Below are 19,510 nucleotides of genomic sequence, written 5' to 3' on the forward strand. Positions count from 1 at the left end.
CTGCCATTGGGTCGCTGGGCCATTCCCCTCCCCCCTCGACAGAGCTGAGCGGCCCCCGCACTGAGGTATGGTCTCAGCTGGGACCCTCAGTGCGTACTGAGGAGGAGGCCGCTGCGTCTCAGGTAACGGAGGCCGTATGCCCTGCGGCGCAAGCTGAAGTCCGCTCGTCTAGCTGCCGGCAGTACGGGCGTCTAGCCGCGCACAGCCGGACCCGCTACTGCAGACAAAGTTGAAACCAACTACCTCGTGTTTGCGTTCATCGATGTATGTGGGACCGGACTGTTGGTACTCGAATGTGGCCCATGCTGTCGAAATCGGTGCTCCGCTAACGAGTCAAAGTGAGCCAGCTGGGCGATGTCCGGACGTTCCACCGGCGCGACCGCTCTGGAATCCCTCCGCTGATACTGGTTCCCGCAAACGGAGATAAGGGCCCCGCGACCTGACCCCCGGTCCCCCGCTGGGCGGCAGCGCACGGTGCCGCGGACACTGCGTCAGAGGCACTTCCGGACCCCCATCACCCGCTCCAGAGGTGGTAGCGGCGCGGTGGATAAGCCTGTGGATAACGCTGTGGGTAAGACTGGGGATATGACACGCGCCACGGCCCACCTGACTGCCTCGACGCGTCTGACATCCTGGGCTCATAGATTCGGCGCCGCGGTCTAGTGTGACGCGTTTCACGTGAAACTCAGGCGTCAAGCCTGTCTGCAGTCAGTCGGGCAGGCTCAGGGCCTTTTTTGTTGCTTCCCTGCGTATGAAATGGGTTTTTTAACGATTGAACCGACGCGAAACACTCGCTGGCGTTTCTGTGTCCGGACGCATGAAGCCCCGGAGGTGACTGCGCGCCGCAGCCGATGCCACTCCCGGGCGTACTGGGACGGGCACTTTCCGTGCCTGCATCCATCCACAGGCGGCACGCTCTCCCTGTGGATAAGCATGTGGATTCAGCTGTGGATAAGACTGTGAATAATGTCATGGTGCGACTCAGTAAAGCCGCGCGTGACGTCGCCCTGGCGTGGCCCCTTCGCTGAACTTTTTTGACTCTAAGTGTCGCCTGACCCGCGGTGGGACACGAGTCAGGGGACGTACTCACGTCCAAGACGCCTCCGGTGACCCGTGGTCCGTCGCAGCCTAACCCGGTCGGCGCCAGGAAGCGATTGTCCACTAGTAGTTGGATGGAGCTGCCGCAGGGATTGTGGTGGCGTCCGATCGTTGGTTCGTGACATCCTGCAAACGCGGGTTGGCGCTGTGGTCCACGAAGCGCTCGCGCCACATTTGACCCCGGCATGGGCACGTAAACAACCGGTGCTGAAATGTGGGCGGCCACCGCGTCCGCGTCGGCACGCAATCCATTCCCGGGCTTAGACCTCACGGCAGAAGTTCAGGCAGGGCTTGCTTTTACGGTTACTGACGCGCATTGCCGGTTCTCGCTTTGCGTCCATGCTCCGAGCCCGATGTAGCGCCGTGCCGGTGGTTGCTTCGACTTCCATCGGTGTGAGGGCGACGACGACGCTGCCGGCGTCGTTGTTCTTCCACGTCGAGCAGTACCCGAAGACCGCCCTCGGCTAGATGCCCCTCCGGTTCTTGCGCCGCGTCTCTGACCCAGGGTCCAGCCGGCAAACACACGGCAGAGGCCTGTGCAAGGGAGGCGGTCTGGTCGAGCCACAAGGATGGGAGGCGACCGAACGATTCGGCTTAGACCTCACCCGGAACGACCGCCCTTAGGAATCCTGCAGGCCCGAGCGTGTGGTTCCATTCCAGCTTCCTATTCCTTGACGATGGCTTGACGACTATGCGCAGGCCGTGCGGGGCTAGCGCCGCGGCCTGCGGCGACGGAACGAGCCTGTACATCCGCTTAGCGCTCGGCCCTGCTGGTCGCTGCCGTGCGTGGGTGATGGAAGTCAGTTCATTGCTAACGGCCGTTTCACGTGAAACGAAGAGCGTGGACTACCCCTCTACTTGGAACTTGAGTGGCTTTTCTCTACAGCAGCGAAAGCAGCTTTGCCTTCAGCTAACCCATTGTCCGTGGCACGGGTCTATTGCCCTCACAGGGCTGTGCCAACGGTTGCAAGGTGCGGTGGGCCTTGGTCGCGAACCGAACAGCGTATGGCTCGCACGCTCGGCTAGTGCAGTCCCTACCTGAGCTCCTGCGGGTCTGCGGGTCAGGCTGGTCTATTTCCTGCCTATGGTCGAGAGCAAGTTACGGAAGGCGCAAACACTTCGTGGCTAGCGAAGACACGCAGGGTCCGGCGATCGGACCTGAATCATTGTTGCCACGGCTCAATCGTCCGGGCGCCGCTTCGCTAAGACGTTTCACGTGAAACCCAACCACACGCTGTACCGCGGCCCGAACCTCCATCCCGGGCTGCATGTGAAATGCAAGGCTGTGAATTGCATTCCAGCTAATGCTGCGGGAGGTGGCGGAGGGCCGAGGGCGCGGCCTGCTGCGCTTGCCGTGTCAGGGATCGTCGCATTCGTAGATGCCGCAGGGTGTAATGTCCCTTTCCGTCCTCAGGACCCCCGAGGCGTGCAACCCCCCGGCTGCGGCTTAGTCCTTATTCCTTCTGCGCCTGGTGCGGGGACCCGGTGCTGCCTGTTGCCAGTAGATGTTGCAAATGTTCCGGGCCGCCGCGTCTGGCTGCTGTTGGGCAGGATGCTGCCTGCGAATATCGGTCCCCTCCAATAGCGCTACAGCACCTCGTCCGAATCTCAGTCTCCCCTGTGCTGCAGCTCCAGATTCGGACAGGCAAACGCCCGTTACGGTCGCGAAACCGCCGCAGCGTAGTCGGTGTAAATCGCGACCTAGAACGTAGGGTCATCCAAGGTGGCAACCCGCCGCACGACCGCGATGCGAGTCCGCAAGCATTCATTCCTTTTCGCCGGAGGACAGCCCCGGCTGTCCACTCGGGCTTAGCCCCAGTGTTCGCCAGTCGGCAGTTCCGTGGTTTCCTGGCTGGCTAGCATGCGGGGGCACCCTGTGGACCTGGTGCAGTTGCCCTTGCGGGATGTCTCTTCGGAATCGACTCGGGCACGTCGAGTAAGGATGACGTGCAAAGGGACTCGAATGCGGCAGGTGGATGGCTTTTCCCTGGCTGTGGCTGTTGTGCGGCGGCTTCACAGGCGTGAAGCTGATGATGTGCATGTGGCGCCAAGAAGCACGCTGCTTGCAAGAAAGCGACTTTTTCCAGTTGATATCAGGAGCTCGTTCCGGGCTTTCAGGGGAGCCGGCGACATTGCTTCAGCACTCAGAAGGCGGCAGGGGCTCCGGACCTCTGTTCCAAGGGCCCTGCGGCTGCCCGGTACTTCTTCCTGGACCCATGTGCTCGGATTCACTGGCCCGACGGATCACGATTAAGGAGGCCAGCTTCTCGGCAGCAGTGCAGGGAGAGACGCTGTATTCCGGGCTGTTCGGCGTCGGATACGCGCGAGTGAACACAAGCTACCTGTTACTGGTTTCTCCCATGCGCATTCGTGACAGTGATGCCGCGCAGGTACAACGCCCCCCACGGGGGACCAGCTGGGACTCTCCATACCGATTGATCGAGCAGAATGGCGAGCCAGGGCCGGTGTCTCGAATAGGTCGCGGCCCTGCATGTTTCACGTGAAACGCTGGGCGGCGGAGCCGACTCGGCAATCCGATGGTCCTTCAGGGCGCCCGTAGGGCGGAGAAATATCCGACGGCACGGCGGCAGCGTCTGCGGACCCGCTGTAGCTGAAGCGACTGTCCCTTCCGAGTCCCGCGGGAGTCAAGCTTGCTGGCATAACTGCTTGGGAACTTCGGCAAGCGGCCTGGACATGACCTGTTGCACGCTGGGCGTGTGATTTGGTCCAAACTGGCGTGACTCTCCGCACGAGCTTCCGGCGGTGCGTCTCCCGCGCCAGTGTAGGAACGGTGCGGGGTGCCGATGATGGCACCGCGTGCTTCCCTGCCGGTGATGCGGCGTGCATGTATGGAGGCGTGCGCGGAAGATGCCGCGGTCTTGGGAACGCGAGTACTCACCTGCTGCCGTGACAGTCCTGGCCCAGCTCTGGAGCTTTGTCGGATACCGTGCGGGATGGTCCTGTCCGTGGTGATGGAAGACTCCGTGGAGATCTTGGCTCCACGTCATTGAGGGACTGCCCTACCCGGTTACGAGCATCGGCTTCGACAATTGCGGGGCATTCCATCAACAATCAGATTGCTGATTAGGCCACCGAACAGCAGATCCCGCTCACCCGGGCCCACCTGTACCAGCACAACGACATCGTTCATCAGTGCAATCCGGAACAAGCTCATTGTCAGCGCAAGCTCCGCTCCAGACCGGGCACCAGCATTAGGCGAGCAATTAAGCACAGGCGCCCGTCCGCGTCACGCGCGGACCTCTACATGAGGCACCGCGGAGCAGAGCCAGGCGGCGGCGGAATCTGAGTGCGCGCATCTGGTGACAGACAGGCTCCCCTCGTTTCACGTGAAACATTGGCTGCACATGTCCTCATGCCATGCCGCTAATCCCTAGGACATGCCGTGGCACGAAAGGCCGAAGCTTTCCACTGCCCACCGCTCACGGATTACCGCTTCTCATACCAGCCGACGCCAGATCGATTCCAGGCGCAGATGCAATCGATACGAAACCAAGGAAGGTTCAGCTCGGGCGATTGCGGTGGCTCAGCGAAGGGTGGCAGTAACAACACTAAGGGCTCGCGGACTAAAAATTGGCGGCGGGCGAGAGGAAGATACTCCCGAAGATGGGCAGATGCAATTATTGAGAATTCGGCACCCGCACCGGGCACGCACTCCCCCGGAAGCAGAGAGAAAATCACCTGAATCTTGAAGACCCATGCCAAGCGCACATCGCTCGACACAGCAATGTCTCGACACAGCAATGTAAGGAACCTCCGATGCAAGCGCAGGGACGTCGCATCCGCCGAGGAAGTCCGTCGTCGCCGAGATCCGGCAACGAACCTAAAAGGCGGCCACCACTCCGCTGGAGTGATGGCCACCTCTATGCGTCTGATGCCCGCCGGGCTGTCAGTCTCCTGGCAGCATGTCCGGTGCTAGGACAGAACGTCGGCGAATTCCTTCTCGAAGAACTGCTTCGGCTTGGCACCGATGACAGTGCTCTTCACTTCGCCGCCCTGGAAGAGGTACACAGCAGGAATGGAGGTGATGCCGTACTCGGCGGCGATGGCCGGGTTGTCGTCGACATTCACCTTGACGACGCTGACCTTCTCGCCGTACTCCACCGAGATCTCATCCAGGATGGGACCCAGTTTCCGGCACGGACCGCACCATTCAGCCCAGAAGTCGACAATTACCGGCTTGTCGGCGGCGAGTACGTCAGTGCTGAAGCTTGCGTCAGTTACGTCTTTTGCGTTGCTCATAACCCTTGTCTCTCTCTTCGAATGAATTTCAGCGCCGGTCAGGCGTGAAGGTCTGCGAGGTAGTGCTCAACGTCGATCGCCGCAACGCAGCCCGAGCCGGAAGCAGTGATCGCCTGGCGGTAGGTCGGATCCACGACGTCGCCGGCGGCGAAGACGCCCTTGATGCTGGTGCGGGAGCTGCGGCCCTCGACGGCGATGGTTCCGGCGTCCGTGATCTTAAGGCTGTCCTTAACGAGATCGGTGCGGGGATCGTTGCCGATGGCCACAAAGACTCCGGTCACGGCAAGCTCGGATTCGGTGCTGTCGACCAGGTTCTTCAGCTTCAGGCCGGTGACCTTGTCACCGCCGAGGACGTCCTCCACGGCAGAGCTCCACACGAAGTTGATTTTTTCGTGGGCCTGGGCGCGGTCACCCATAATCTTGGAAGCCTTCAGAGTATCGCGGCGGTGCACCACGGTCACGGACTTGGCGAACTTGGTGAGAAACAGCGCTTCCTCCATGGCAGAGTCGCCGCCGCCGATCACAGCGATGTCCTGGTCCTTGAAGAAGAAACCGTCGCAGGTTGCACACCAGCTCACACCGTGGCCGGAGAGGCGCTTTTCGTTGGCCAGACCAAGCTCGCGGTAGGCCGAGCCGGTGGACAGGATGACGGCCCGGGCGCGGAAGGCCTCCCCCGTTGCGATCGTGACAGTCTTGATGTCGCCGTCGAGATCCAGGGCGGTGACGTCCTCAAACTGGATCTCGGTGCCGAAGCGGGCAGCCTGCTTCTCGAAGTTTTCCATGAGGTCCGGACCCATGATGCCCTCGGGGAAACCCGGGTAATTCTCGACGTCGGTGGTGTTCATGAGCTCACCGCCCGCAGTGACGGAGCCAGCCAGAAGCAGCGGCTTCAGGTTGGCGCGGGCCGTGTACACGGCGGCCGTGTAGCCCGCGGGGCCGGAGCCGACGATGATGACATCACGTACTTCTGACGCGCTGTTTTCTGCGGTGCTCACTGAACGGTGAACCTCTTCCTTTGTCGATGCGCCAGCCTTCCGGCCGGCCACATGGCACAACTGATTGGCAGTGTGGAATATTCCACTCGTCTTTGGGGGCAGGCGGGAACGCCCGCGCCTGCACGGACACACCGCCACGGGACTTTCCACAAGGTTACCGCCTCCGGCAACCTCAGGGCATGCCGGTTACGCCCGGGGGGGAATGTGGCTGCTGGACAGCAGCCTCCCTACTGGCAGTGTCTCCTACTGGACCTTGATCTCCGCGAGCCGCAGGCCGTACCCAAAGCGGGTCTTCGGGGCCGCGAGCTTGGGCAGGTTCTTGATCGAGATGATGACGTACTGCGCCGTCACCGGTTCGGGCAGCGGCATGGTGAGGTCGGGCGAGGTGAAGCTGTTGGTTCCCACCTGCTTTGCACCATCGAGCGAGGGACGATCGTTGGTGAAGACCGTGATGCTGCCGCCCGAGGCACCCAACTGGTTCAGGGTGATCGAAGAGACCTGGGACGGGCTCTTGAGCTTCACCACCAGCGGGACACCATCGGGAGCCAAACCGCCCCAGTCCTCAGTGGCAAACTCCATGTCTGACCAGTAGCTCGCCGCGTTTCCGTCGAACGCCTTGCCGAGGTCATCGTCATAAGTCGCAGCGAAATCAAAGTTGCCCTGGCGGGTGATCCCCTCGATGGCCGGCGGCCCTGCCACCGGCGCCGTGCTCTTGGTGGGCGTCCCGGTGGGTTGGGTGGCGGCCGACGGCGGCGCCGTGCTTACGGGGGCGGCTCCCGTTTGGGGTGCACTCTTGAAAAGGCTGCCGAGGTTGGTCACCGCAAAGATGAGTCCGACGATCAGGACGGCTGCGAGCAGGCCACCCACAAGCCACCGCATGGAACGCGGTTCCTTCTGCGGCTCGTCGTCTTCATCGTCGTAATAATCGGCTGCGGGAGCGGTCCCCGTACGGGCCGCACCGGGGAAATTGCCTGCACGGCGGTCCTGCTCGTGCGCGTCACTACCCTCGTCGTCGTACTCGTCCTCCGGGACGTAGTCATAGTCGTTCTCGGACCACAGCGACACCTTGGATGAGTTGTGGCCGTCGCCGGATGCGGCAGCCGCTGCACCGGCGGACGCAGCACCCGCGCCCGCATCGGCGGCACCGCGTGCGCCGTTTCCGGAGCGGCCGGTGTCGCGCTGCAGGAGTGCCTGCTCAACGTTGTCGTGCTGGACGGTCTCCCGGACGGCGTCCTGTTCATAGCCCTTATCCGCCTGGATCGGCTGCGGCGCCGTGGTCTCCGGGACGGCCTGCTGCCGGTTGCCCCGGGAATTGGCCGACCCGGCCAGGCCAGCGGCACCAGCGGCGGCCCCGCCTGCAGCAGCGCGGCCGGCTGCCGGACGCCCCGCGGGGCGTCCGGCGGGAAGCGGCGGCACGACCGGAGCCTTACGCACCGGTGCAGTGGGCGCCTGCTGGGCGGGTGCCTGCTGCCCGAGCCCCTGCGGAGTCGCGGCTCCGTGAGTGGGGGCGCCGTGGACCGAGCGGCTGGCGGCCGGGCTCGGAGCGGTGGCAGGATACTCTGCGTCCTGCCCGGACTGGCCTTCGCCGTAGCTGATGTACCCGGCTTCAACCTCGTCGTCTTCGTCGTAGGTTTCGGGTTCGTGGGAGCGCGCCTGGCCGAAGATCTCGCTGCCCAGGGTGTCCGTGAAAAACGGCTCCACGTAGGGCGGGTTGGAGGCCACCACAAGGTCCAGCAGGTCCGCAGCGGAAGTGTGGTTGGTGATCAGGTATGTCGTGGCATCGCTGACGCCAAGGTCCAGGATCTGCACATTCCCGGGGCGTTCGCCGGTGGCCACTTCGCGGGCGCTTTGTGCCACCTGTTCGGCGTTGTACGGGCCGGCCACCAGGATGCTGACCGGGCGGTTCAGCACCTGGTCCACACCGTCCAGCACCAGATCCTGGTCATGCGAACTCAGCACTGTGGCCGTGACCTTGTAGCGGCCGCCAAGTACTGATCCGACATCGATCGGGTGGGACACGTGTTCCTCCTAGCCTGTCCGGGAATTGCTTCTGGCCCTGGCGATGCATCGCCAGGATGGCCTCCGGCACGCCGGCTGACCGCTTGGTCTGCAACTACCCTTGTTCCCCTCGATCCTAGCCGATGCTGTGCAACGGCCGCGGAAGACGGGGCTGGCCGACTGCCGTCCGGACTACTTTTTCTTCCTCCGCCGCGAGGGGAAATGCGGGTTCTGGCCAGGGGTGCCCTGGTAGGTCCGTCGGCCCGGAAGCGGGATCTCCCCGCGTAGGGCGTTCCCCCGTGCCGTCCCGGGGACGTCCTCCTCCGGAAGGTAAGTGGCGCCGTCGTAATCTTCCGGTTCCGGCTGGGGAGCGGGCCCGGCGCGGAAGGAGGCAGAGTCGAACTCGCCGGAAATCCTGGGAATCAGGCCGGTGTCCGAAGAGACTGTGGCGCGTTGCGCCGTCGGACGCCGCCGCATGGCAGTGCCAGCGGATGCTGCGGCAGCCGAAGCCCCGGCGGTTGCGGCGGCCGTGGGAGCAGCCGGGGCGCCGGAACTGCGGCCCAGCCGCCCCAGCAGCGGCCGCAGCAGGTCACGCAGTTCTGTGACCCGGAGAAGCTTCAGCAGCAGCAGGTACACGGCCAGCATGACAGGCCCGACGACGACGATGGTCACCAAAGCGGCTGGACGGCTGCTCCAGGCAAAACCGAGCGGGCTGTAGCTGCCCAGAAGCCACAGCGCACCCACGCCCGCTACCGCCGAACCGAGGGCCGCGTAGCCCATGCGGATGTACGAGTTGATGATCCGCGGGCCGTCCAGGTGCCCCAGCAGCCGGCGGAGGAAGAACGCCGAGACGATTACCGAGAGGATGTTTCCCGCGGTGTAAAGGACGGCGATGGCGAAAATGATCCGGTCGAACGGCAGGAACTGAATGAAGAACGCGGCCACCACGTTCACCAGGGCCAGCACCAGCTGGATGTAGAAGGGCGTGCGTGCGTCCTCGTTGGCGTAGAAGACCCGGGACATCATGAAGTTGGCGCTCATGAACGGGGTGCTGAGCGCCAGGATGGTGAGGGTCTGCGCCAGCATCACGCCATCGGTACGCAGACCGCCCGAGAAGAACATGCCCAGCGGGCCAGCCAGGGCGAACAGCGCCAGGGCGCCGAACACCGTGGCCACTGCCATGGTCCGCAGTCCCTGCGACAGGGCCTCCCGAAGCGCCGCGCGGTTGCCGTCCTGCGAGGCGCGGGTCATGCGGTTGAACAGCACGGTGGCCAGCGAGAGCGCGATGATGGAGTGCGGCAGCAGGTACAGCTGGCTGGCCACTTCCAGCACGGCGTTGCCGGGAAGCATGGCGGCAGCGGGGTCGCCGGCCTCCTGCAGCCGGAGCCGTTCGGCGCCGGGAATGGTGGCGATACGCATGACGTACAGGAACGCCAGCTGCCCGACGGCTGCAGTCATGAGCGTCCACACGCTCAGCTTCGCGGCCTGGCCGAGCCCGACGCCGCGCCAGCCGAAGCGCGGGCGCAGCCCCAGCCTCAGCCGCAGCACTGGGATCAGGAGGATGGCCGTCTGGGAGATGACGCCGATGGTGGAGAACCCCGCGACGAAGAACGTCTGGGACGCCCCCCAGTTATCCAGAGAATGCGGGTTGACCACATTGGCGCCGAAGATCCAGATGAACATGCCAAGGCCGGCAATGGCCACGATGTTGTTCAGGATGGGCGCCCACATGGCCGGGCCGAAGGCCCCGTTGGCATTGAGGACCTGCGTCAGCAGTGCGTACAGCCCATAGAAGAAGATCTGCGGCAGGCACCAGAAGGCGAAGGCGACCGCGACGGCCCGCTGCTGCGCCGAGTAGCCTTGCGTGGTGAGCTCAATGACGGCCGGTGCAAACAGTGTGACCAGCAGGGTCAAGGACAGGAGCACCAGCACCGCGAGCGTGAGCAGCCTGCTGATGTAGTCCGCTCCCCTGTCCGGGGCTTTGCTGGCTTTGATGATCTGCGGCACCAGCACGGCATTGAAGACGCCGCCGGCCACCAGCAGGAAGATCAGGTTGGGCAGGTTGTTGGCGTTGATGAACGTGTCATTGACCGTGGAGCCCAGGCCCAGCGCTGCGCCCAGCATCCAGGTCTTGCCGAATCCGAGCACACGGGACACCAGCGTTCCGGCGGCCATGATGGCGCTGGAGCGGGCCTCGCCGGGCTGCGCGGCACCGGCAGGGGCCTCGCCGGGCTGCACACTGGAAGCGGCCTCGCCTGCGGGCGTCACACCGGGCGGTGTCTCGCCTGGCTGTGCGGGCTGATCGGAGGGCGTATTGACTGCTGACATTGTCTTCATCGTCTCACCCGCGTGCTGATATTGCGGCACGCCGGGGGCTCCCGGCCGGCATTGCCCGGCGGTCAGAGGTGCTCGGGGAGGACTTCGCGTGCCAGGTCGGCGATGCGGCGTTCATTCGGAAACGACAGCTTGCGGGCAAGCTCGTTGATGGGAACCCAGGCAACGTCAACGGCTTCCTTGTCAGGATCGTTTTCGACGGTGAGCTCACCGCCGGTGGCGCGCAGCAGATAGTGGTGCACGGTCTTGTGCACGCGGTGCCCGCTGACGGTAAACCAGTAATCGATGCTGCCCAGCGGGGCCAGAATCTTCCCGTCGATGCCGGTTTCCTCGGCAATCTCACGGACTGCGGCTTCCTCGTTGTTTTCCCGGCCCTCCGGGTGGCCCTTGGGCAGGCACCACTCCAGCCGTCCGCCCCTATTAAGGCGGGCGATAATCGCCACCCTTAGTTCGTCGTCGGACGTGTCCACCACGACGCCGCCGGCGGAGATCTCCTCAACGGTGGGAAGCGAGGCCGGGGCCGAGTGCGGTGCAGGCGCGACGTGTGCACCGATTGCCGACGGCAACGGTGGGTTCGTCCTCCTGCCGGGAGCGCTCGGTACTGGATGGGCCATGCAGTCCACTCTAACGACTCTTGCCCCGCCGTGATGACCGGGACATGGCTTCCAGGTGGACTGCATGTGACGGGCTTTGCCGGCGCCGTCGCACAATGACGGGATTTGGTGCGGTAGGGCTTGGTTTTCTGACAAGCTTAAGTAACTATGGCGCACGCACATCAAAAGACTGATCTTCACACCGTTGACTTCCAGGTGGACCCGGTGGTCCTGGAGCTTGGCCAGCGGTTCGTGAACGCCGGTCATGAGCTGTCGCTCGTCGGCGGCCCGGTCCGGGACCTCTTCCTGGGCCGCACCTCCCCCGACCTCGATTTCACGACCGACGCGACGCCGGACCAGACCGTGGCGCTGATTAAAAAGTGGGCGGACAACTTCTGGGAGATCGGCCGCGCGTTCGGAACGATCGGCATGCGCAAGGCCGGCTTCCAGATCGAAATCACCACCTACCGCGCCGAAGCCTACGACCCCGAGTCCCGGAAGCCTGTGGTGGCCTTCGGGTCCTCCCTCACGGACGACCTCCTGCGCCGCGACTTCACCATTAACGCCATGGCCCTGCGGCTGCCGTCGCTGGAACTGGTGGATCCATTTGGCGGAGTCCGCGACCTGCACGCGTCCGTGCTGGCCACTCCCGGTGCCCCCGAGGCGTCCTTTTCCGATGATCCCCTGCGGATGATGCGGGCGGCGCGGTTTGCTTCCCAGCTGGGCGTGTCCGTGCGCGAGGACGTCAGCGTTGCCATGACCCGGATGGCCGAGCGCATCAGCATCATCTCGGCCGAGCGCGTCCGCGATGAACTGGTCAAACTCGTCTGCGGGCAGCACCCGCGCGCAGGCATCGACCTGCTCGTGGACACCGGCCTCGCCGAGTTCGTGCTGCCCGAAGTGTCCGCGCTCCGGCTGGAATCGGACGAACACCACCGCCACAAGGACGTCTACCAGCACTCCCTCCAGGTGCTGGAGCAGGCGGCCGCTCTGGAAACTGATTCAGACGGTGCCGTCCCCGGCCCCGACTTTGTCCTGCGGTTTGGCGCACTGATGCACGACGTCGGGAAGCCGGCCACGCGCCGGTTCGAACCGGGCGGCGCGGTCAGCTTCCGCCACCACGACATGGTGGGGTCCAAGCTGACCACGAAGCGGATGAAGAACCTGCGCTTCGACAACGACACCATCAAGGCGGTGGCCCGCCTCGTGGAACTTCACATGCGCTTCTACGGCTACGGGGACGCCGGATGGACGGATTCGGCCGTGCGCCGCTACGTCACCGATGCCGGTCCCCTCCTGGAGCGACTGCACCGGCTGACCCGTTCCGACGTCACCACACGCAACCAGCGCAAGGCCGAGCGGCTGTCCTTCGCGTACGACGACCTCGAGTCCCGGATCGCGGCCCTCCGCGAGCAGGAATCCCTGGACGCAGTCCGTCCGGACCTGAACGGCGCCGAGATTATGGCCCTGCTGGACCTCAAGCCCGGGCCCGTCGTGGGCAGGGCGTACAAGTTCCTGCTGGAGGAGCGGATGGAAAACGGCCCGCTCGACCCTGCCGACGCCGAGGCCCGGCTCCGGACCTGGTGGGCGGGGCAGCCCGAAGCCGCTGCTCCTGCTCCTGCCGGCCTACCTGCTTCCAGCGCTTCTCCCGTCCTTCCCGCCGACGTCGAATCTTCCCCAACCGAGGAGTACAAGTGAACGCCGCCAATATCGCCCGCCCCCAGCTCTGGATCCTGCGGCACGGCGAAACCGAATGGTCCAAGAGCGGCCAGTACACCGGGCTGACGGACCTGCCCCTGACGGTGGAGGGCGAGCAGCAGGCGGTCGAGGCGCGCAGGATTCTGGACACCGTCGATTTCGACCTAGTTCTGACCTCACCACTGCGCCGCGCCCGGCGCACCGCAGAACTCGCCGGTTTTCCTGATGCCGTCCACGAACCGCTCGCGGTGGAATGGGACTACGGCGACTACGAGGGCATCAGCTCCGACCTGATCCGCAAGGACAACCCCGACTACCTCATCTGGACGCATGGGGTTCCCAACGGGGAAAAGCTGCACGACGTCGCTGCCCGCGCAGACAAGATCGTGGCCCGTGTCCTGGAGTCCGGGCTGGATAACGTCCTGATCGTGGCCCACGGCCATTTTTCCCGCATTCTCACCGCACGATGGCTCGAACTTGAACCTGAGGAGGGCAGGCACTTTATTCTGGGCACGGCGAAAGTCTGCACCCTCGGCTGGGATAAAAGAACGCCCGCGATTGTCCGCTGGGGTCTGTAATAGCACCTTTGTGGATTTATTTTCCGTACTTTTGAAAAAATAGGTAGTCCCCGCCGTCATTCCTGGTGTACTTTTATTGCTGACCCCAGAGCGACCAGCCAGGGTCATGGCGCACGTTGCCCGGCCAGTCAGCCGGCCAGCGGCAGAGCAGAAAAGGAGGTTGGGAAAATGATTACTTTGACTAGCGGATGGAAGATGACCATCACCGCGTTTCCGGCCTTCGTTGCTGCCGCGCGCCCTCTTCACGGACTCGCCCGAGCCTAATTCTGACTCCCCCGTGAGCCTCCTCCGCATAGTGGGTGCGCAGGCGGGATACCGGCAGATCATTCTGCCTCGTTCTCAGGAACTCTGATCCCGGCGGTCTGATGTAGCGGAACCACGCGGTTGCGCAGCTCCCCCATAATTCCGAACCCTGCTTCTTGTTGGGATTGCCGCACTGCCGCCCCGCGGACCATTTACCGCCTTTTGCGGATTCCTTTTTCTTCGCGGGCATTTCTTCGCCCTTTTCCGGACATTCTTTTGCGTGTCCAAATGGCCTTAATTGCCGTGCCCGGATTCTTTCGCCATTCCCGAAAGGAGGTGAAAATCAATGCTCCGCAAACTCCAGGAGGTCTTCTCCGGCCCTGTTTCCGGCGATACTGCCGGCCTTTCCGGCTCTGAGGCGCCAGCAGGCCAGCCGTCCCAGTTCGACGGCGAGCTGCTGGACCAGAAACGGGAGGACGTCTACGTGCTCATGCATCAGCAGATGAGCAGCCTGCGCTGATCCACCGGCCCTTCGCAGTTTTCGATCCAACCCTTCGATCCGATCAGGAGGATCTGATGGGCCGCATCGGTCAGCAATTTCCGCAGGGAGCCCGCGCGGCTACGCGCGGGCTCTCCCCAGATAAGTGGTGTCTCAAAGGTAAGCTCGAGACCATGCAGGAGACCCAGCCGCCGCCCGATCGAAAGCTCGCGCGACTGGTGGTGCCGAGCCGCAGCGACCGGCTCTTGCGGAACTTCACCGAGCTCATCGGCGGACCCTTGGGCCAGCGGTCCGCCCCGGGAGTGGTCTCCCCGGGCTTTTTCACGGTGGAACGCGTGTTGATCATCCTCACGGTGCTCGCCGCCCTCGCTGCCATCACCATCAAGGACTACTGCCGCGTTAACGGGTGGGAGACGCCGTCGCAGTTCTACGCGACCTGCTATTCGGACTTCCCTGAGCTGTTCCGCAACCGGGGCCTGGGAGACGGAGCCTTTCCGTTCTTCACGCCCGGTGCCCTTTTCGAGTATCCGGTCCTGATGGGCCTGATTGCCGGCGTTACCGCCCGCCTGGTGCCCGGCACGGGAGTCACGGACGCCCGGGTCCTCGGCTACTTTGACGTCAATGCCACCCTGATCGCCGCCGTCTGGATTGTCACTGTGCTGGCCACCGCAAGGATGACCCGACGCCGGCCCTGGGACGCGGCCATGGTGGCCCTGGCGCCCGGCATCGTCCTCTCCGGCGTTATCAACTGGGACATGTGGGCCGTGGCCATGCTGGCCCTCGGCATGTACTTCCTGTCCCGGGACCGGCTGGTTCTGGCCGGTGTTCTGATCGGTCTGGGCACCGCCACCAAGCTGTATCCGGTCCTGGTGTTCGGTGCCATCTTCCTGCTGGCCCTGCGCACCGGGAAACTCCGTTCCTTCCTGGTCCCGGCAGCATCAGCCGCCGGGGCCTGGCTCGCCATCAATGTGCCCATTGCCGCGCACGATCCGGCTGGCTGGAAGTACTTTTTCGACTTCACCCAGGACCGTCCCGCCGGTTACAGCTCGCCCTGGTTCGCCTACAATCTCGTGGCCGGGCGCGTGCGCTGGACGCTCCTCACTCCGGAGGCCATCAACACGCTGGCTCTGAATGTGTTCGTGCTGGCCTGTGTCCTCATCGCGGTACTGGCCCTGACCGCACCCCAGCGGCCGCGAATTGCGCAGCTGACCTTCCTGATCGTCGCTGCCTTCATCCTCACCAATAAGGTCTACTCGCCGCAGTTCGTCCTGTGGCTCGTGCCGCTGCTGGCCCTCGCCCGGCCGAAGTGGCGCGACTTCCTGATCTGGCAAGGGATCGAGGGGCTGCACTGGGCGGCCATCTGGATGTATCTTGGCCAAGTGACCAGCGGCGGCGTCTCACAGCACAACATCGACATGCCCTACTACGTCCTGGCCGTCGCCGCACATATGCTTGCTACTGCATATCTTATGCTGCGGGTCGCGTGGGACATCTGGGACCCCCGCTACGATCCCATCCGGCGGCATGCCATGGACGATCCGCATGGCGGTCCCTTCAACAACGCCCCGGACTGGCTGCGGATTGATCCCCTTCGTCCCTCAGCGTCCCTGGTCCCCTGGCGGACGGTGGCCCGCGATGCCTGATGTCGCCGTCGTTGGTTCCGGGCCCAACGGACTTGCCGCCGCCGTCGTCATGGCGCGGGCCGGACTCAAGGTGCACGTGTACGAGGCCGCTGACCAGCTCGGCGGCGGAACCCGGACGTCCGAGGTCATCGAAGAAGGGCATTGGCACGACGTCTGCTCGGCCGTGCATCCCATGGCCCTGGCTTCACCGTTTTTCCGGGCCTTCGAACTTCCCCGCCGGGTGGACCTGCAGCTTCCGGCAGTTCAGTTCGGTTCCCCGTTGGACGGCGGCCGGTCAGCCCTGGCATACCGGTCACTCGACCGGACTGCCGACGAGCTGGGCCGCGACGGTCGTGCCTACCGCAGGCTCCTCGCTCCGCTGGTGCGGCACATTGACGGCGTCGTGAAAACCACGTCCGACCAGTTGCTGCGGGTGCCCGGCGACCCACTGGCCGCCGCCGTTCTGGGACTGCGGACCTTTGAGCAGGGCTCGCGGCTGTGGAACCTGCGCTTCCGGCAGGAGCTGGCGCCCGCCCTGGTAAGCGGTGTGGCCGCCCACGTCGTGGGGCGCCTGCCGTCCCTGTCCGGGGCGGGAGCCGGCCTGCTGCTCAACGCCTTGGCGCACAGCGGGGGATGGCCCATTCCGGTAGGCGGATCGTCCGCGATCGCCGATGCGATGGCCAAGGACGTCGAAGCCCATGGCGGCGTACTGCAGACAGGATTCCGGGTCACGTCGCTGGCCGAGCTGGAGCCGGCGAAGGCAGTGCTGCTGGACGTTGCGCCTCCGGCCCTGTCCCGCATCGCCGGTAGCCGCTTGCCCGCCTCCTACCGCAACGCACTGGAGTCCTTCCGGTTCGGCAACGGCGCATGCAAGGTTGACTTCATCCTGTCCGGGCCCGTGCCGTGGACCGCTGCGGGACTGGCAGGGGCCGGAACCGTGCACGTGGGTGGCACGCGCGCGGAGATGGCTGAGGCGGAGAACGCCGTGTCCCAGGGCCGGCACCCGGAGCGGCCGTACGTCCTGGTTTCACAGCCGTCCGTGGTTGATCCCGGCCGCGCACCGGACGGCAGGCACATCCTCTGGGCTTACTGCCACGTTCCTTCCGGGTCCACGGTGGATATGGGCCACGCCGTCATGGACCAGCTGGAGCGCTTCGCGCCCGGCTTTCGTGACCTCGTGGTGCGGCACAAGGTCACGACGGCGGCCGAGCTGGCCGCCTACAACGAAAACTATGTCGGGGGCGACTTCAGCGCCGGCCTCCTGGACGCCCGGGGTCTGCTGCAGCGGCCGGTGGTCTCACCCGTGCCGTGGCGAACACCCGCCCGCGGGGTTTACCTGTGCTCCTCCTCAACTCCGCCGGGGCCCGGTGTTACCGGTATGCCAGGGTTCCACGCCGCCAAATATGCACTCAAGGACATATTCGGCCTGGACGTGCCGGCACTCGGCCTTTAGCGCGCGCCCGTCCCTTGGCTGTGGCGCGGCAGTGATGTGGCTGGCGCCCGGCTGCCGCCGGGGGATAATAGCGCCGTGGGGAACACCAAAAAACTTTCACTTGTCCTTGCTGGTCTCATACTCAGCGGTTCGCTTTCGGCGTGCGACGACGGCCGCGGCGGCGCGGAGGCCGCGGCGAAGCAGTTGGCCTCCGCCGTAGCCGCCCTGGATATCCGCCCTGTGGCCTTTGACGGCCGCGACTCAACCGTGGCCAACGACCAGCTCAACCAGGTCTTCAAGGCGCTGGCGCCGGCCAAGCCCTCCGTTGAAGCGGGCGAGCTGACGCTCGACGGCGACACCGCCCGGATCCCGCTGAACTACAGCTGGAAGGTCTCCACCGGCGAGTGGAAGTACACCGTCTCGGCTGACCTGCGGAAGTCCGGCGACAAGTGGCTTACCGTCTGGTCGCCAGGGATACTGGTCCCGAACCTTGCCGAAGGGGAGATCCTCAGCAAGGCCACGCAGTCGTCTCCGCGCGCGGACATCCTCGGTGCCGGCAACCAGAAGCTGGTCACGTTGCGTCCGGTGGTCAACGTGGGAATTGATAAGCCGCAGCTGGGCGGCGCCGATGCCGCCGACTCCGCCACCAAGCTGGCCAAGCTGGTGGGCGTGGATCCCGCGGCCTACGTGCAGCAGGTGCAGGCGTCAGGTGCGGAGGCGTTCGTTCCCGCCATCACCCTGCGCAACACCAGCGACCGTGCCGTGACCGACGCCCAGATCGAGGCGGTTCCGGGTGGCCGGGCGATCCCGGGCGAACTGCCGCTGGCACCGACGCGGAATTTTGCCCGGGCCGTCCTTGGCACGGTAGGCGAAGCCAGCGCCGAGCAGATTGAAAAGTCGAAAGGCACGCTGACTGCCGGCGACGTCATCGGCACGGGCGGGCTCCAGCAGCAGTACGACGCCCAGCTCCGCGGCACTGACGGCACCGTTGTCCGCGTGCAGCGCGCGGACCTGACCAGGGAAGAGATCCAGGCCGCTCCGACGGACCCGCGGCGCACCGTCTTCGAAGTGAAGGCGGTTCCCGGCACGCCGCTGCAGATCACCCTCGACACGAAGCTGCAGCAGCTCGCCGAGGACACCCTGGCCGACGTCAAGTCCCCGTCTGCCATCGTGGCTATCCGCCCCTCAACGGGAGCGGTCCTGGCCGCAGCCTCGGGGCCAGGAAGCAACGGCTACAACACCGCTATGCTGGGCGAGTACGCCCCGGGATCCACCTTTAAGGTGGTGGATTCCCTCGCCCTGCTGCGGAACGGTTTCACGCCCGATTCAACAGTCCAGTGCACGCCGACGCTGACGGTGGATGGCCGGAAATTCAAGAATGCAGAAGGCTATCCCGCCGACGCCCTCGGGTCAGTGCCTCTGCGGGAAGCTTTCGCCCACTCTTGCAACACCGCCTTCATCGGCGCCCGGGACAAGGTCACCCAGGCCCAGCTGGAGTCCGCGGCTACGTCCCTTGGGGTGGCCGTTGAGGCACCGAAGCTGGGTGCCGACGCGTTCATGGGTTCCGTCCCCGGTGAGGCGGAGGGCACGGAACATGCAGCAGCCATGATCGGCCAGGGCCGGATCCTGCTGTCGCCCCTTGCAGGCGCCGTGATGGCCGGATCGGTGGCAAAGGGTGCGCCCGTGTCCCCGGTTCTGGTCGAGGAGAGCGCCACGTCGCCATCCGCGTCGGCGAGCCCGGCTGGCGGCACGCCGACGGCGCAAGGGTCTGCACCGTCGTCGACCGTCACGGCTGAAGCCCCCGCTAAGTCTGCCCAGAACCCCATCAACAAGACTGAAGCCGCCGCCCTCGCTGACATGATGCGCGCGGTGGTGACCTCGGGCCACGCCGGGTACCTGGCAGAGGTACCCGGCGCCCCCGTAGGGGCCAAGACCGGTACAGCGGAGTACGGCAACGCCACGCCGCCCAAGACCCATGCATGGATCATCGCGGTGCACGGCGACCTGTCCGTGGCGGTGTTCGTGGAGGACGGCGGATTCGGGGCCACCACTTCGGGCCCGCTGCTGAAAAAGTTCCTGACGGCAGCCGGCTGACACCCCACCCCGCGGGAGTTTTTGTCCACTTGTCGCGACTTTAGGGCGCATTTGGGGACGATATCT

The 19,510-nt window shown here is 64.9% G+C and carries 11 protein-coding genes; 6 read left to right on the forward strand and 5 right to left on the reverse strand.

Annotation, left to right across the window (positions count from 1 at the left end):
• Positions 1-5,031 precede the first annotated feature (5,031 nt).
• The 5 genes from trxA to AC1DFE_RS03080 all read right to left on the reverse strand — a co-directional run bounded on the left by trxA (position 5,032) and on the right by AC1DFE_RS03080 (position 11,251).
• A complete protein-coding gene (trxA, locus tag AC1DFE_RS03060; RefSeq protein ID WP_476904439.1) occupies positions 5,032-5,358 on the reverse strand; it encodes a thioredoxin in 327 nt (108 codons plus the stop codon).
• Positions 5,359-5,396: 38 nt separating this feature from the next.
• Positions 5,397-6,353 (reverse strand): thioredoxin-disulfide reductase, encoded by a 957-nt coding sequence (trxB, locus tag AC1DFE_RS03065; protein WP_476904440.1) that lies wholly within the window; start codon positions 6,351-6,353, stop codon positions 5,397-5,399.
• 243 nt (positions 6,354-6,596) lie between these two features.
• Entirely contained in the window at positions 6,597-8,372 is a 1,776-nt protein-coding gene (locus AC1DFE_RS03070) for an ABC transporter substrate-binding protein (RefSeq protein WP_476904441.1), read from the reverse strand.
• Positions 8,373-8,543: 171 nt separating this feature from the next.
• Positions 8,544-10,679: a murein biosynthesis integral membrane protein MurJ gene (gene murJ / locus AC1DFE_RS03075; RefSeq protein WP_476904442.1), complete on the reverse strand. Its 2,136-nt coding sequence runs from the start codon at positions 10,677-10,679 to the stop codon at positions 8,544-8,546.
• 71 nt (positions 10,680-10,750) lie between these two features.
• Positions 10,751-11,251: an NUDIX hydrolase gene (locus tag AC1DFE_RS03080; protein WP_476904575.1), complete on the reverse strand. Its 501-nt coding sequence runs from the start codon at positions 11,249-11,251 to the stop codon at positions 10,751-10,753.
• Between the two features lie 195 nt (positions 11,252-11,446).
• On the opposite strand from AC1DFE_RS03080, the gene AC1DFE_RS03085 reads away from it, so the two are divergent.
• The 6 genes from AC1DFE_RS03085 (at position 11,447) to AC1DFE_RS03110 (ending at position 19,444) form a co-directional block, all read left to right on the forward strand.
• Complete coding sequence (locus AC1DFE_RS03085; RefSeq protein ID WP_476904443.1) at positions 11,447-12,976, forward strand: CCA tRNA nucleotidyltransferase; 1,530 nt, start codon at positions 11,447-11,449, stop codon at positions 12,974-12,976.
• Positions 12,973-13,554, forward strand: coding sequence for a histidine phosphatase family protein (locus AC1DFE_RS03090; protein WP_306920110.1), 582 nt, complete (start codon positions 12,973-12,975; stop codon positions 13,552-13,554). Before AC1DFE_RS03085 ends, AC1DFE_RS03090 begins: the two co-directional genes overlap by 4 nt.
• Before the next feature lie 589 nt (positions 13,555-14,143).
• Complete coding sequence (locus tag AC1DFE_RS03095; RefSeq protein WP_476904444.1) at positions 14,144-14,317, forward strand: hypothetical protein; 174 nt, start codon at positions 14,144-14,146, stop codon at positions 14,315-14,317.
• Positions 14,318-14,469: 152 nt separating this feature from the next.
• Complete coding sequence (locus AC1DFE_RS03100; RefSeq protein ID WP_476904445.1) at positions 14,470-15,939, forward strand: glycosyltransferase family 87 protein; 1,470 nt, start codon at positions 14,470-14,472, stop codon at positions 15,937-15,939.
• Positions 15,932-17,371 (forward strand): phytoene desaturase family protein, encoded by a 1,440-nt coding sequence (locus AC1DFE_RS03105; RefSeq protein WP_476904446.1) that lies wholly within the window; start codon positions 15,932-15,934, stop codon positions 17,369-17,371. Before AC1DFE_RS03100 ends, AC1DFE_RS03105 begins: the two co-directional genes overlap by 8 nt.
• Before the next feature lie 75 nt (positions 17,372-17,446).
• Complete coding sequence (locus AC1DFE_RS03110; protein WP_476904447.1) at positions 17,447-19,444, forward strand: penicillin-binding transpeptidase domain-containing protein; 1,998 nt, start codon at positions 17,447-17,449, stop codon at positions 19,442-19,444.
• Positions 19,445-19,510: the final 66 nt, after the last annotated feature.

It is taken from the genome of Arthrobacter sp. 05T423 (genome assembly GCF_056396245.1).